The 14,897-nt window shown below is 56.5% G+C and carries 15 protein-coding genes; 11 read left to right on the forward strand and 4 right to left on the reverse strand.

The window, feature by feature from the left end; translation table 11 throughout:
• Positions 1-61: 61 nt before the first annotated feature.
• Entirely contained in the window at positions 62-361 is a 300-nt protein-coding gene (locus ACSZPK_RS26075; protein ID WP_437884534.1) for a hypothetical protein, read from the reverse strand.
• Between the two features lie 190 nt (positions 362-551).
• On the opposite strand from ACSZPK_RS26075, the gene ACSZPK_RS26080 reads away from it, so the two are divergent.
• The 4 genes from ACSZPK_RS26080 to ACSZPK_RS26095 are packed head-to-tail and all read left to right on the forward strand — an operon-like array spanning position 552 to position 4,697.
• The gene (locus ACSZPK_RS26080) at positions 552-1,484 is read left to right on the forward strand and encodes a TIGR03756 family integrating conjugative element protein (RefSeq protein WP_437884535.1); all 933 of its coding nucleotides are present in this window, start codon (positions 552-554) and stop codon (positions 1,482-1,484) included.
• Between the two features lie 41 nt (positions 1,485-1,525).
• Positions 1,526-2,848 (forward strand): integrating conjugative element protein, encoded by a 1,323-nt coding sequence (locus tag ACSZPK_RS26085; RefSeq protein ID WP_437884571.1) that lies wholly within the window; start codon positions 1,526-1,528, stop codon positions 2,846-2,848.
• A 3-nt stretch (positions 2,849-2,851) separates the two neighbouring features.
• Positions 2,852-3,157, forward strand: a complete 306-nt coding sequence (locus ACSZPK_RS26090; RefSeq protein ID WP_437884536.1) for a hypothetical protein — start codon at positions 2,852-2,854, stop codon at positions 3,155-3,157.
• A gap of 10 nt (positions 3,158-3,167) precedes the next feature.
• The gene (locus ACSZPK_RS26095) at positions 3,168-4,697 is read left to right on the forward strand and encodes a conjugal transfer protein TraG N-terminal domain-containing protein (RefSeq protein WP_437884537.1); all 1,530 of its coding nucleotides are present in this window, start codon (positions 3,168-3,170) and stop codon (positions 4,695-4,697) included.
• A gap of 1 nt (position 4,698) precedes the next feature.
• Here the strand turns inward: ACSZPK_RS26095 and ACSZPK_RS26100 are convergent, their stop codons facing one another.
• Positions 4,699-5,112: a DUF3742 family protein gene (locus ACSZPK_RS26100; protein ID WP_437884538.1), complete on the reverse strand. Its 414-nt coding sequence runs from the start codon at positions 5,110-5,112 to the stop codon at positions 4,699-4,701.
• A gap of 413 nt (positions 5,113-5,525) precedes the next feature.
• Here ACSZPK_RS26100 and ACSZPK_RS26105 point away from each other — a divergent pair, with 413 nt between their 5' ends.
• From ACSZPK_RS26105 to ACSZPK_RS26120, 4 genes are all read left to right on the forward strand, one after another.
• Positions 5,526-5,855: a hypothetical protein gene (locus ACSZPK_RS26105; protein WP_437884539.1), complete on the forward strand. Its 330-nt coding sequence runs from the start codon at positions 5,526-5,528 to the stop codon at positions 5,853-5,855.
• Between the two features lie 77 nt (positions 5,856-5,932).
• Positions 5,933-6,862, forward strand: coding sequence for an ArdC family protein (locus tag ACSZPK_RS26110; protein WP_437884540.1), 930 nt, complete (start codon positions 5,933-5,935; stop codon positions 6,860-6,862).
• 518 nt (positions 6,863-7,380) lie between these two features.
• Positions 7,381-7,695 carry a hypothetical protein gene (locus tag ACSZPK_RS26115; protein WP_437884541.1) on the forward strand — a complete coding sequence of 105 codons (315 nt, stop codon included), beginning with the start codon at positions 7,381-7,383 and terminating at the stop codon, positions 7,693-7,695.
• Entirely contained in the window at positions 7,682-8,428 is a 747-nt protein-coding gene (locus ACSZPK_RS26120) for a zeta toxin family protein (RefSeq protein WP_437884572.1), read from the forward strand. The genes ACSZPK_RS26115 and ACSZPK_RS26120 overlap by 14 nt, the downstream gene beginning before the upstream one ends.
• A gap of 38 nt (positions 8,429-8,466) precedes the next feature.
• Here ACSZPK_RS26120 and ACSZPK_RS26125 read toward each other — a convergent pair whose 3' ends face one another.
• Together ACSZPK_RS26125 and ACSZPK_RS26130 are read right to left on the reverse strand one after the other, a co-directional pair.
• A complete protein-coding gene (locus ACSZPK_RS26125) occupies positions 8,467-8,685 on the reverse strand; it encodes a DUF7740 domain-containing protein (protein WP_437884542.1) in 219 nt (72 codons plus the stop codon).
• A gap of 212 nt (positions 8,686-8,897) precedes the next feature.
• The gene (locus ACSZPK_RS26130) at positions 8,898-9,842 is read right to left on the reverse strand and encodes a LysR family transcriptional regulator (protein ID WP_437884543.1); all 945 of its coding nucleotides are present in this window, start codon (positions 9,840-9,842) and stop codon (positions 8,898-8,900) included.
• A 208-nt stretch (positions 9,843-10,050) separates the two neighbouring features.
• Here ACSZPK_RS26130 and ACSZPK_RS26135 point away from each other — a divergent pair, with 208 nt between their 5' ends.
• From ACSZPK_RS26135 to ACSZPK_RS26145, 3 genes are all read left to right on the forward strand, one after another.
• On the forward strand, positions 10,051-12,210 hold the full coding sequence (locus tag ACSZPK_RS26135) for a TonB-dependent receptor family protein (RefSeq protein WP_437884544.1): 2,160 nt from the start codon (positions 10,051-10,053) through the stop codon (positions 12,208-12,210).
• A 64-nt stretch (positions 12,211-12,274) separates the two neighbouring features.
• Positions 12,275-13,654: an NtaA/DmoA family FMN-dependent monooxygenase gene (locus ACSZPK_RS26140; RefSeq protein WP_437884545.1), complete on the forward strand. Its 1,380-nt coding sequence runs from the start codon at positions 12,275-12,277 to the stop codon at positions 13,652-13,654.
• Positions 13,655-13,687: 33 nt separating this feature from the next.
• Entirely contained in the window at positions 13,688-14,893 is a 1,206-nt protein-coding gene (locus ACSZPK_RS26145) for an acyl-CoA dehydrogenase family protein (protein ID WP_437884546.1), read from the forward strand.
• Positions 14,894-14,897: the final 4 nt, after the last annotated feature.

Here is a 14,897-nt window from a genome sequence, read left to right on the forward strand (position 1 = left end):
GATCGACTGCCTGCTTTCAAAATCGGCGAAGGCTGAACTTGGCGGGAAATGCCGGGCTATTTCAGACCATCCCTAAATCACATGATAGGCTGTGAGCGAAGTCCAGCCACTTAGGCGTCGAGCCATTTTGCAGAAGCGCTCCACGCTTGGCAGCGCTCACAACCATCCAGAGCAACAGCAAGACAGCAAAGTGCCAAAGAAAAAATGAGTTCGCCAGCAAAATAGTCATTACCTCTTTAAGCTGCTTCGGAGAGCCAGAGTTCAGAAACAGAGGGATACTCCCAAGACAGATACTTAGAACAATTTCCCTGCCCGCTAGTTTGAACCAATTCACACCAACCTTAAAAAAACGATTAATCATATTTAATCTCCTTACTTACACCCTGAGCAATCAATGAAATTACAACCGAAGACATAAGCTATTTTTAGCGAAGCCGCAGAAATAACGATCCAATACATATCGCATTAATCAGTGCCAATTAAGACATCACATCTCAAGCTGCAACCACAAGTAGGCTTGGGTCGCTCTTATGAAAAGCACGTCAAAATGCATGCGTCATAAATTGGGCCAGTTGCTGTCCGCGGTTTCGCTAACGCCAAGCCCAGTCTTCGCATTTAACAGTAGCTCGCTTGTGTCATCCGTCATGTCTCCCGACTGCATCGACTACCAAGTCGTAGGCCTCTGCTTCTGGCTGCTCTGCACCAACTACGGCTGCTCTGTCGAGACCTCCACCAAGGTTCGTCACTTCATCCCGGAACTGGTGGTTTCAAGCTACGCCGACACCGGTGCTAATCCTTGGGAAGACGTTGCCTCTTACTCCTCTCCAACAGGAGATGCTCAGGGCGGCGGCAATGTCATCACACCAAACGAGCGCCGCGACAGTCTCGGTAGGTTCAAGAACGTGGACGGCATCGGTCATCCTGGCGGATGGGCTGTGACTCAAGCACTTTCGCAGTCCGGTTACGCCTGCAAGAGCGGCGCAACCGCCTACATGTCCTACTACCTCAGCACGCTCGACAGCTTGGCCTGGCGAGCGGGCATTCCCGAGTCGGCCTACCCCGAAGCCATCACGCCCGGACTGCGTGAAATCGGCTGGCAGTTCTCTGCCAACATGTGGGGAAACGTCTACCCACGCCAAGGCTTCCTCGTTCAACCTGATGACTTCAAGGCTGCCGCCGTCATGGCTCAGCGGGCGGGCGACTTCATCACTCGTGATTGGCAACCACACGTCTACTGGCCACTGACACCTGATGAGGAAGACGGCTACTGGCCGCCAGGTCCCATCGAGGAAAATGACGCCACCACCCACAAGTGGCAGTTGCTCTACCCCACCCTGGAAAACACCTGCGCAATCTTTCCCAGCGATACCACCCAAAGTGAAGACGGAGGCTACGCCTGGTCACTCTGGCGTCCCTACAGTTGCTGCGAGCGCAAGGGCGAGGTCTTTCTGTTCAGCATCGATTTCGTGGGAGGTCAACAATGACCTTCAGCAAATCAGCTCGTCCCTCTCCAGTCTGCATAATCATGTTCTTGAGCGTTGCCGCAAATGCTGCGAGTGACGATGGCTATCACCTTGGCAGCCAAGGCCAAGTCATTGATGACCGAGTGATGTACACAATCGGGGGCGGATCAGCGACGGGGGCTGCTACATCTCGTTACCAGCCAAATGGACTCGGCGCCGGCATCTCATGGAAGGCCAACATGATGTGCGGAAACATGGATCTGCAGTCCACCCTGCAGAACCAGCTCAACGGTGCGACCGAAGGATTCCAGCAAATCATGGGCAGTGTGGTGCAGAACGCCACACAAGCGGTCATGTCCCTTCCTGCGTTGATCATCCAGCGCGCCAACCCAGGCCTGTACGAACTGCTCAGCAACGGCGTGCTGCAAGGTCGTATCGACTTTGATCGCTCCATGCTCACCTGCCGTGGCATGGCCGACAAGATGGCCGAGAAGATCGATCAGGCTGGCTGGGGCGCCCTGGCCAAAAACCAAGAGATGCAGTCCAACCTGGAACAAGGCAATGATGCCGTCACTGCGGTGAAAGACACCGAGACCAACAACGGCAACAAAGGCATCACTTGGATTGCGGGGGGAAAAGCCGGCGGCAGCGGCCAACCACCGATCCTAGCCACCACGGACGTAGTGAAGACCGGCTACAACCTGCTGCATAACCGTGATGCTGATGACGATTCCGACCTTTCCTCCCAAGACTGTCAGGAAGGCGCTTTGTGTGCTGCCTGGGAGTCGCCGGAGCAAGCAGCGCAGTGGGCCACCCAAGTAATCGGCGAAACCCAGATTACCACCTGCGACAACTGCGAAACCCTACGCACCACTGCCGGCGGCGGCCTGACACCCAAGATCCAAGAAACCTATCAGGCGCATCTGGAAACGCTACAAGATCTACTGTCAGGCTCAACCTCCGCTACACCCGAGAACCTGGCCAAAGTCTCGAGCCCAATGCTGCCCATCTCCCGTGGCGTCATCGAGGCACTACGGGAGGATCCTGAGCAGGATGTGTTGGCCAAACGCCTTGCTAGTGAGACAGCCCTCTCAAGCGTGATCAACAAAGCGTTGCTGCTACAGCGAACCCTGCTTGCCGGTGGCCGGGAGCCAAACGTTGCATCTGCCAAGCCAGCGCAAAGCGCGCTCGCCAGCAATCTGGATGCGCTTGAGCGCGAGATACGACTGCTGCAGACAGACCTGCAACTGCGACAGATGCTTGCCACTAATACGGCCAGTCTGGTGCTCGACCGGAACGCCGCAGGCGCAGAGGTATCACGCACCATAGACCAGAAAGACCCGGAGCCAGACCGGTTAGATAAAGCCAACGGAGCGAGCGACTAGGCGATGAAAATTCGACTCGCCAAGGCAGTAATCCTTCTCGCCTGCTGGATGCTTGTGCCTGTCCTCGCATCAATGATCGCTCTGCTGGTTGCAGGCCAGGGCTCTCTCATAGATACGCAGTGGCGGCAACCACTGGGTAGCCTTCAGGCAGGCCTTCAGCTGTGGCGCATGGCGCTCTACTCAGCCGTAGCTGTGCTCTGGTTCGACGTGCTGCGTAGAACCCAGGACGCAAACAAGCGTAAGTGTCTTCTGCAATTCGGAGCGGCCACGTCACTGCTGATTGCGGTCACCGAACACCTCAACGCTTGAGGATCCTCCAATGATCATGAGCACCAGTAGCTATCTCGAGTACTACCTCACCCTGCTCGGCTGGATCATCAACAACGGGATCTGGTATGCCCTCACGGACACCGGACTGTTCGCAGCACCACTGGCTGCAATCATTCTTCAGGAATGGTTGTCAGCACGTCAGCAAGGTGCCGATGAAGGCAATAAGGGCCTGCTCTCGATTCCTCGTGTAGAGAATCGTATGTGGGTTGCCTACGTCGTAATGCTCTTTGCCTGTCAGCCGTTATTTCCGATGAGCCTCACTGACATGAAGCTCGACGAAAGCGTCACCAAGCGTTGTGGTGTGACTACTGCTGCACCATCAGAGACAGCATGGAACGCCACCTTCAATACCATCGGCGAGCAATCTGCGAGCGTGCCCGCCTGGTGGTTCCTCGTGCATGCGCTGAGCAAAGGCATCACTGCAGCATCCACAGCCGCGATCCCCTGCGCGCCTGACATTCGTCAGATGCGCATGGAGATCGACAACTCTCGAATCAGCAGCCAGTTATTGCGTCAGGAAGTGGCTGACTTCACGCGAGACTGCTTTGGGTATTCACGCTCAAAGCTATTCACCAACCGCCCCGGACTCGACAAAGAACAGAGCCATGACACGACCTGGATCGGTTCGCAGTATTTTCTGGAGACCCCCGGTTACTACGATACACATCGGTCACGTACCCCACGAGTAGATTGGCCCTATGACGAAGAGCGCGATATATCGCTGGCCAAACTCGAGAATGGAGCTGGTTATCCGACCTGCAAGGAGTGGTGGAGCGACAGTGGTATTGGCCTACGTGACCGCCTGAAAAACGAGATCGATCCTAGCCTTCTCACCCAGCTCAACGGCTGGTTGAAGGACAGCACACCCGATGAGATTGCTGACGCTACGATCAGAGAGCTCGTTAGTCCCCAGCAGCAGTCAAGGAGTATGTCGCCGGGCCAGATTTATCAAGACTACGGAAGTAGCGCTAGAGGCGGATCGGTGAGCCAAGTGCTGAACAACATGGCAACCAACGTAGGGCTTGGCCTTGGGTCGTACAGCAACTTTCCGGCTATGAATGCAATGCGCGCAGCGTTGCCAATGGTCCAAGCCTTTCTGATCATGGGCGTGATCATCAGCCTCCCTCTGATCATGGTGATCAGCACCTATCAGCTCAAGGCAATCATGATAGTCACCTTTGGCCTCTTCACTTTGCACATGCTGACATTCTGGTGGGAACTAGCCCGCTGGATGGACTCAAGCATGCTCGACGCGCTGTACCATCAAGTTTCTGTTGGAAGCAAGTTCCTGCTGACATTGCCATACGCTGGTTACATGGACGGGACCGTTACAGCTCAGGTGGTTGAGTATGTGATGGGGGCGATGTTTCTCGTTCTACCTGGACTATTCGTAGTAGTCATGAGCTGGGCCGGGTACGCAGTAGGCAACGGTATAGAAGGAATGCTAGGAAGCGCCAGCAAATCTGCTCATGGTGCCGCCAGCAAAGGAACGGGGTATCTAACAAAAGTCTTTAAATAAACTACTTGGGATCATCACTCGATTTGAAATGGCCGATCCAATGGCCGTTATCATCGTAATTTCCAAGGTAGGTACTAGCTCCTAAATAATCAGGCCCCTCGTCGTGCGGTATTGGTGAGTGTCCAGCAGCGTCTGATCCATCGTGGGCAATTGCAAATGCCAAGACAACCAAAGTCAAAACAGAAACCGCCAGCCACAAGCCGATAAACAATGTGAGCCCCACCAACGCAATTTTCGCTGTGACAAAGAGCACACGAATACCACGAGGCCCAATCGGCCAATCGCGCTCCCCTGCTCGTTGAGCACAACGAGATTCGAAAGCCGAAATACGGCGATATCCGTTACGCAAAGCAGATCCGAACCGATATCCAAATCGGCTGGCGCTGGAATCATGAGTTGTTTTTTCAGTAGCCATGACCGGAACTCCCGCGGTAACTCATTCACTTTCAATGAGACCAGATGAGACGCGGTAAATGGGGACCATTCGTCAGTCAACTCGAGCTTGCAGAGGCTCAAGAGCGCGACTTGGAGCGATGTGGAAAGCTCGTGGTGGAATGTCATCCCAAGGCACTTGATCCTTGCTACAGAGCCGGTTAACTACCCATGAGGACCGCTGTCGTTGACAGTACCCTGCCCAGGTAGTCAGGACCTTTGAGGCTACGCCACTCGTGGTGGTCTATCCCAAGTGCGACAAGCGTTCGGCGGATCGCACGATCCTCTTCCGAGGATGGACGCTTTCTCCACTCAGAGCATTACCGCTCTTCCACACCCATGCGGGCAACCACCCGCACGGGCTGGTTGTGCCCGTTTTCTAACTGGAGCACTACCATGCCCGAAACAGAAGCCACACAACGTTACTCAGTCGCCTTTAGCCCCAGGGCTTGGGAACAAGTAGTGATGCTTGAACCAGAACTGGAAACGAGCGATTGGTTATGCGAGCGCCTCAAGCATGTGCTGCAGGTGATCAACGATGTTCATCAACGTAATCCCGATCACCAACGCATCCATTTCATTCATATCCAGCGGGCCCCGCATGGGCACCCACAACTGAACCGAGTTACCTCGCTGCGTATCTGTCACGAGACTCGAGAGGGCGAGCCCACCATGCTGTTGATTACGCTCTCTGCCGAACCTGCTATGGGCTATTACATCCGCTAAATCACATCACTTCTTTCACCCCACCGGGAAAACGTCTCCCGGCCGGGATGGCGTTTTCTCCTTTGGAGACTTTCGCCATGTCAGACCTCTACCAGACCGTCACCGACAAGATCATCAGCGTCCTTAACGAAGGTGCAATTCCTTGGATCAAGCCTTGGTCGGCTCACTCTACATCGGGCTACCAGCCCTTCCCCGTCAACGCAGTCAGTCAGCGCCCGTATTCCGGTATCAATTTGCTGTTGCTCTGGGCTGAAGCCAGGATGCAAGGCTATACCCAGGATCGCTGGCTGACCTTCAACCAAGCTAGGAAAGCAGGAGGTCATGTCCGCAAAGGCGAACAGAGCACATTGGCTGTACTGTACAAACCGATGGAGCGCGATGCCCTTGATGAAAATGGCATACCAATCCTGGACGAAAACGATGAGGTGAAGCAGGTGCGCTTCGCACTGCTGCGCAATCACTTCCTATTCAACATCGAGCAGACCGAAGGCCTGGAGCACCTGCTGCCAGAACCTGACACTCAACCTGAAAGCAGCTTCGACGCCAATGCCAAAGCTGAAGCGTTGATGCTGCAATCAGGTGCCCAGATCCGACACAAGAATGGTGACGATGCTTTCTACAGTCCGATCCGAGACTTCATCCAACTCCCTACCAAGGAGCAGTTTCACGATGAAGGCGGCTACTACGCTACCGCTCTTCATGAGCTAACCCATTGGAGTGGTCATCAATCTCGACTTGGCCGTGAGGGTGTAGTTACTCCAACACGCTTCGGAACACCTCAGTATGCATTCGAGGAGTTGGTCGCAGAGATGGGCGCAGCGTTTCTTTGTGCTCACACCGGCGTGCAAGGCGAGCTTCGCCATGAAGGCTACCTGCAGTCTTGGCTGGACCTACTCAGGGAGGACAAACGAGCGATTTTCAGGGCAAGTGGGCAGGCCCGTACTGCCTCCGAGTACCTGCTCGCATTGAGCTCTTCGCAAAAGGCAATGACTAGCAACGTCGCCTGATACCTACAAAAGCAGCGATTCAGCTTGGCTCAAAAGACGAGGCCCCGCATATTGCGGGGCCTCTGAATAGTTGCCCTCACGAGGAGGGCGATAGAGCATAGACATCCATGTCACTACGGAAAGGGAGTAGGCTCTGCTGGGAACATTACTAAACGAAGCGGCAGAATCCTATAGCCAAAGGCTTACACGTAGCGTCCGTGATGTCCTCTGTTGGACTCAAGCTCCCGAGCGTAATCTAACTCCATCAACTGAGCGCAGGACGCACTCAGAATCAAGGATGATCGACCATGGCCTAGGAGGCTTCTGACAGGGTGTTGGGATGGTCTTGAAGAAACCCGCTTCGGCGGGTTTTTTGTTGCCTCTACGGTAGGCCAGATCGGACTGATGTGGCCGAACCCGGAATGCCCACTTAAACCAGAGCACGGGCCCCCTCCCCAAGCCATGCACAACTACCGTACTCAGGTACAATGCCCACTGGCGCCACTCGCCCCTTCAGTAACGAGCTGATGCAGACTAGAATGAGCAAAACCCGCTTGACGGCATTTGCTGTCAAACAAGGAGGAGTCATGGCTGTCTCTGAGCCCAAAATCCTTTCCGAGGAAGAAACTCGGAATCTTGAAAGCATGATCCCCGAACTCGCATCGGGTGCGACGTATAGCGCGTACGTCAGAGCGCTTGCCTCAGGTCAGTCCGTGGTTCGTGTTGACGGTGAGCAGATCATTGCCAAAAGCGCAGATGGCAGCATTCGAGTTGTTGGCCAAGCCAAGCCTCGCCGTAAAGTTAAAGCCGGCCTGGCCTTCCACATTGGCGCTGCTGATCATGTCGGTACCTAGGCTTCGTGTCTTTGCAGGTCCAAATGGCTCAGGCAAAAGCACCATCAAGGGAATTGTCCCAGGCCATCTCATTTACACCTACGTAAACGCCGACGACCTGGAGCGAGAGGCCAAGCAAACCGGGTTCATCGACTTGGCCCCCTTCTCAATAGCCACCTCTCAGACAACCCTCCAGTCATTTCTCACCCAGCACGGCCTGCTGCAGAAAGTGCCGCAACTGCGAGAGCAAGTCGCTCACATTCGATTCATCGACGAAAAGCTGGACCTGACAGCCATTGAGACGAACTCGTATCACGCCTCGATGATCGCCGACTTCATACGCAGCTCATTGCTTGAACGCGGGGCGAGTTTCACCTTTGAAACCGTGATGTCTGATCGCTCCAAGATCGAATTCATCCGCAGAGCCAAAGCCCTGGGCTATAGAACCTATCTCTACTTCGTAGCAACCGAAGACCCCGCGATTAACGTCAACCGGGTCGCGATCAGAGTCAGTGAAGGTGGCCATGATGTAGCGCCCGAGAAGATTCGCGAGCGCTATGAACGCTGCCTCAAGCTGCTGCCTGAAGCCATTCAGGTATCCAGCAGAGCCTACATCTTCGACAACTCTGGAGAAAAAGCCGAGCTACAAGCTGAGATCACTGCAGGAGAAGTGGTGGAGTACAAACTCGACGAAGTCCCTGACTGGTGTATCGATGCAGTGGACCGTTTGGAGGAACTGGCAAAACGCGGCTAACCCCGTGTTCTTTCACCCCGAACACTGAAACGCCTCACCTAATCCAGCCCCACTCCCCTCTCTCCCTCGTTCAGCGAAATTGCCAGGTAACTCACCACCGCACGTGGGCTCTTGCTGCTGACGATCTTGAACATCACATCGCGCTCTCGGCGGGATAGCCTCTTTGCACAACGCTTGGCTGTCGCCCGGATTGCCGCATCAGTGCCATGAATGCGCATCGCGAGAAACAACGCGATCACGGCATCGGTCAAAGTCATCAGTCGTCACACTCAAAATGGAAGGGGCAAACTTTACTCCATCGCTATCGCAGTCCCTAACAACTTAAATACATGACACACGTGGCATCACGTTTGTTACGTGACTTGCAGTAATGGACCGCAGAGACCATACGCTCTGACAAACATCGTCGATTGGCACTGCTGAAGCGTGCGCGTCAAATCTCAAGGCGCTCCACTGCGCCAAATACCATCTAAATACCAACCCCCGCGAACGCCAACACGTTATTTGCAGACTGCACATCCAACCCTTGAATGATCTCGATGAAGATCTTGGCCAGCGGTGATAATGGCAGTTCACGGATAATGACAATACCGTATTGCGCTTGACGCTCGTCGGCCCCGGCCGCGAGGTCCCTGACGGTGAGTACGTGCGCACCCTGCTCGGCCATGATCGGGCGAGCATCCTGGGTCAGAACACCAATCGCATTGCTCAATTTGACGAAGGCAAAGACTGCCTGAGCGTTCTCGCACTCCACAGTCGGCACAAAATCCCGTTGCCTGATATGCCGCGCCATGACCTTGCGAATGTCATACAACTGCGGACAGGTTGCCAGTGGGTAATCGAACAATTCCTGGCTGGCAATACTCAGTTGCACGGACAACGGGTGCCCTTTCCTGCAGTAGAAGTGCCAGCGCTGCGGCAGCAACTGGATCACTTTGTAGCGAGGGTCATCCTCGAATCGAGACGTCTCGACCACACAAAACTCGATGTCGCGGCTGTTCAGCCGTCGCTCCAGTTGCGCCCAGGTGTCCACCGTGTAACGGACCTTCGCCGCCGGCAATCTTTCGACGAAAGCGGCGAGTGCACCGGCCACCAGACCGGTCGACAGCGTGGGCCCGCACGCGAAGCTCAATGTGCCTGCCTGCGGCACGCCAAACTGCTCGAGTTCCTGCTTCAAGTCTTCCACTTTGCGCAGCAGCGGCCTTGCGTAGTCGAGCACCATCCGCCCCTGGGCGGTAGGTGGAAGCGTCTTGCTGGTGCGGTCGACAAGCAGGTGCCCTGCCTGCTGTTCAAGGTTCTGAATACTTCGACTGAACGCCGACTGGGACAAGTTCACCACTGCAGCGGCGGCGGCAAAACTTCCATGGTCGATAAGCGCAACGAAGTGGGCTAACGCGCGGACATCCAGATGCATTTTTAACAAACCACGATTCGGTTATTCGCAATTGTTTTAACGGATAACGGGCTTTATAAATCTTCACGCCAGCAAACACAAAGAAGTAAATAACGATATTTTAATTCCAAAAAAGAATTAGATCATTACTTCGAGAATTCGCTGCGAATCGCTTTCGCCATCGGAAGTGCCCGCCATTGAGTTCAACTTCATGGAACAGGAGCCTTGCGTGAACGACTATTTATTCTCAAGCCGTATCTATTCAACCCCCGGCCGCGTGCCGATCAGAAAAACCGACAGGCATCGCCGCGGTGACACCTCATTCTTCAAGCTCAGCGCCCTATCGATATGCCTGTACGGCCTGTGCGCCAACGCGTGGGCTGAAGATGCCAAGCTGGCGACGGTAGTCGTTCAGGGCGAGCAGCAGAGCGAGCAGAGCGAAGCCCAAACGACGTTGAAGAAAGTGGCCGGAGCCACTGCCCTGATCGACAACGCCAAGATCGAGCAGGGTCGTGATGCCAACGCCGAGGACCTGCTTGCCCTGCAACCCGGCATATTTGCGCAGTCCACCAGCGGCACGACGGGTAACAAGATCTCGATTCGAGGCTCAGGCCTCGGTGTGTTCTATGGCGGCAACAGCCTGGGTATCAAATACCTCTATGACGGCCTGCCTGTCACCGGTGTAGCCGGTACTCACGAAGACCAGCTCAACCTGGTTGGCGTCGACTACACCGAGGTGCTGTATGGCGGCAATGCCTTCGCCTACACGGCAACGTCCCTGGGAGGTGCGATCAACTGGGTGAGCAAGACCGGCTACACCGCACCTGGCACCACGCTGAAACTCGAAGGAGGCAGCTACGGTTATCGTCGCAGTGAACTGAGCACCGGTGGTGTCAGCGGCAATGCCGATTACTTCTTCACGGCAGTCGCCGACAAGCGTGACGGATTCCAGGACAACACCCGCAACCACCACGAGTATTACGTCGGTAACTTCGGCTACTACTTCAACGAGAAACTCGACACCCGCTTCTTCTTTCGCTACGGACAAGGTGCGCTCTATAACGGCGGCACACTGAGCCTCGCCCAGCTCAAGGACGACCCGAGCCTGGGTGGCGCCGTGTCGCGACGCAGTGCACGCGGCACCACAGTGATCGGCAACAAGACCACCTACAAGCTCGATGATGTGGCCTCGCTGGAGTTTGGCCTGCAGTACAACAGCTATCCACTGGAGGTCAGTTACAACACAGCCACCCCGAGCCTCTGGCACTACACCGATATTGGCACTTCGCTACGCTACCTGCGCAAGGGCGATACTCTGTTCGGCAGACCCAGCGAGACCACGGTCGCCTTCAGTGACATACGTCTAGTGAAAGGTGATGCGAAGTACTACAGCGGCTTCAGCGGTAATCGGAGCTACACGGAAAAGGCGCGCTACAACAACTCCGCCGATACGGTTCTGGCGATCGGTAACGAGTTGGAGGTTGTCGATGACACCTGGCTGATCACCGGCCTGTCGCTGATCAACATCAACCGAGAAGTCAGCCTGCCTTACCGCACGCAGACCGACCCCAGCCATGACCGTGAAAGCGTCGACTATGACAAGTGGTTCGCTGCGCCACGGCTCGGCTTCCGCTATCAATTGAATCCGCAAGTACAACTGTTCGGCAATGTCACTCGCTCGGTCGATGGACCGGCAGTATGGAACTACCAGGGCGGCAGTGTCGGTACTCGTTACGTGATGCCACGCAAGGCTCAGACCGGTACCACTCTTGAGCTGGGGCTACGCGCTCAACACGGTATTTTCGACGGCAGCCTTTCGGTGTACCGCTCCTGGATCAAGGATGAAATCCTCTCCACCGTCATCGAGCAGGCGACACAGACCCAGAGCGCGATCATCGGCTGGGCCAATGCCTCGCCGACCATCCATCAAGGCATCGAAGCCGGTCTGAACGCACGTTTATGGGAAGGTGACTCCGGTGATGTACTGAGTCTGCGCCAAGCCCTGACGCTGAGTCGCTACTACTACCGCCACGACTCGGAGTTCGGCGACAACAAGCTGCCCGGATTGCCGGAAACGCTGTACCAGGCCGAGCTGCACTACCAGCAGCACCAAGGCTTCTACGCCAGTCTCAACCTGCGCTCCAGTTCCAGCTACTACGCCGACTATGCCAACACGCTGAAGGCGCCCTCCTACACCATCCTCGGCGCCAAGATGGGTTACGAAGCCCCCAGCAAACGCTGGAGTGTGTACCTGGACCTGCGCAACCTGACCGACGAGAAATACGTCACCGCGGTGAGCAACTCCTATGACCTGCAGGGTGTGGACTCCAACGTCTTCTATCCGGGCGATGGCTTCTCTGCCTACGGCGGTATCACCTACCACTTCTGATCGACACCAGCCGCAAGGGTGGCAGGCGATCACGTCGGCCACCTCGGATACCACGAGGTAAACCATGTCCCGCGAACTCATCTACAACGGTTTTCTGCACCTGACCCCCAACCACCACAGCCACGGCTACTGGCGTACTGCCGAAGGCCAGGTGCAGTACGGCTACAGCAAGCTGGAACCCTATATCAACGTGGTCAAGACCCTGGAGCGTGGCCTGTTCGACACACTCTTCATCGCCGATGTCGTGGGTGTCTATGATCTGGAATTCGGCGACGGCCAAACCACCATTCGCGTAGGCTCCCAGTTTCCAGAGCCAGACCCGGTATCGATAGTGTCAGCCCTGGGCCACGCCACCGAACACTTGGGGATAGCAGTTACCAGCAACATCATCCAGAGCCATCCATTCAGCTTTGCCCGGCAGCTCTCGTCGCTGGATCATTTCACCAATGGACGCATCGGCTGGAACATCGTCACCTCGTACCTGAGTAACGGTTTTCGCAACTACGGCTACGACAGCATCACGGCTCACGATGACCGCTACGAGTGGGCACAGGAATACATCGATGTGGCCTATAAGCTCTGGGAGCACTCCTGGGAAGATGGTGCCGTGCTGCATGACCCGGCGACCAATCGTTTCTTCGATGCCGACAAGATCCACAAGATCAATCATGTCGGTAAGCGTTATCGCGTCGAAGGCCCGCACATCGTCGAACCATCGCCACAACGTACGCCATTGCTGTTTCAGGCAGGCAACTCCGCCGCCGGTCGCAACTTCGCCGTACGCAATGCAGAAGTGACCTTCATCCCGTCGCAGACGCCGGAGACTGCGCGTCGTGATATCGACATTCTCAATAAGGAACTGCGCGCGATCGGCCGCGACACCTCGGCGCTAAAGAAAATCGTCCTGCTTTCCACCGTCATCGGCTCAACCGAGGAAGAAGCCAAGCGCAAGCAACGTCATCTGCTCGACAACATCGATATCGCGGCCCTACAGGCCTTTCATAGCGGTGGAACCGGTATCGATCTGGCGCAGGTCGACCCGGATACGCCCTTGAACGAGCTCAAGGACCGTGCCGGTCTGGGTAACCATGTGCGCTCGTCTTTCCGCGCTGCGGTCGATGCCGATTACGGCAATGGCAAAGCCATCACCTGGGGCGACTATCTGCTCGATCATGCCCTGCTGCCTGGCAGGTTCGCTGGCACCCCCGAACAGATCGCCGACCTGGTGCAGCGCTGGGCGAACGCCGGGGTCGATGGCTTTAACGTCATCCCGATCACCACCCTCGGCTGGTGGGACGAATGGGTCGACCACGTCGTACCGATCCTGCAGAAACGCGGCCTGGCCCAACGCCAGTATCGCCCCGGCACCCTGCGCGAAAAGCTATTCGGCCAAGGCCCCCGACTCGCCCCCGAACACCACGGTCGCACCCTGTCCATCCGCTAATCGGCACGGCCTAAATCAGCAAGGAGCCACCCCATGTCACATGCGCTCGACAACACCTCCCGCTTCGCCGAGCTGTTCGCCCGTATCAAAGCCAAGGCGGCCAGCAGCGACAGGCATCGTGAGTTGCCTCACGAAGAGGTCAGAGAACTCGCCGAACTCGGCTTCGGCGCCCTACGTGTGCCCTCCGCCCTGGGCGGCGGCGGGCTTACCGTGGCTGAGCTGAGCGAACACCTGCTGGCCCTGGCCGCGGCCGACTCCAACTATCCGCAAATCCTGCGCGCACATTTCATCTTCGTCGAATCACTGCTGTTCGCCAAACCCTCACCCACACGTGATCTCTGGCTCAAACGCATAGTCAATGGCGCGATCGTCGGCGGCGCACATACCGAGCGCAACAGCACCAACAGCGAGCACTTCGCCACCAAGGTACAGCGTGATGACGAGGGTTTGTGGCTGACGGGCGAAAAGTATTACTCCACCGGCTCGCTGTATGCGGATTGGGTGGCCACGCTGGCCGAAGGCGAGAACGACCAGCTCGTTCTGCTGGCAGTGGCCAAGGCTACCCCGGGTCTGATCACCGAGGATGACTGGAGCGGTTTCGGACAGCGCTTGACTGCAAGCGGCACCACCCGCTTCGAAAAGGTCGCGATCAACGAGGCCGACAGCGTTCCGTCCTTCGAAGGACTGGCCCCTTACGGAACCTCCCTGGCTCAGCACTTCCATCTGATCGGCCTGGCAGGCATTGCTCATTCGGCCCATGAGGCCGCCGTAGCCTACGTTCGTGAGCGCAAGCGCTACTTCAGCCAGGGTTCGCGGGCGCTGCCCAAGGACGATGCGATCATCCAGAGCGTGATCGGTGAGCTCAGCAGCGCCGCCTATACCAGCGCGGTGATCGTCCGGGACATCGCCTGGCGCCTGGATACGCTGCTGGGGCTGATCGCCCAGCCCGAGCCCGATATACCGCGGATAGACGACCTGGAACAGGACGTGTTCCGCGCCCAGCACACCGTGGTCAGCACCGTGCTCGAAGCAGCCACTCGGCTGTTCGATATCGGCGGCGCCTCGGCGCTGGATGCCGAGCGCAACTGGGATCGCTTCTGGCGCAACGCGCGCACCCTGTCCAGCCACAACCCGATCGGCTTCCGCCTCAAGGCAATTGGCGACTATGAACTCAACGGCCAGGTCGCCTTTCGTCAATGGTTCAGCGGCGTCGACCTGAGCCTGCGTGCTGCCAAGTAACCCC

It is taken from the genome of Pseudomonas sp. LRF_L74 (assembly GCF_965644255.1).
In the GTDB taxonomy this organism is placed as follows: Bacteria; Pseudomonadota; Gammaproteobacteria; order Pseudomonadales; family Pseudomonadaceae; genus Aquipseudomonas.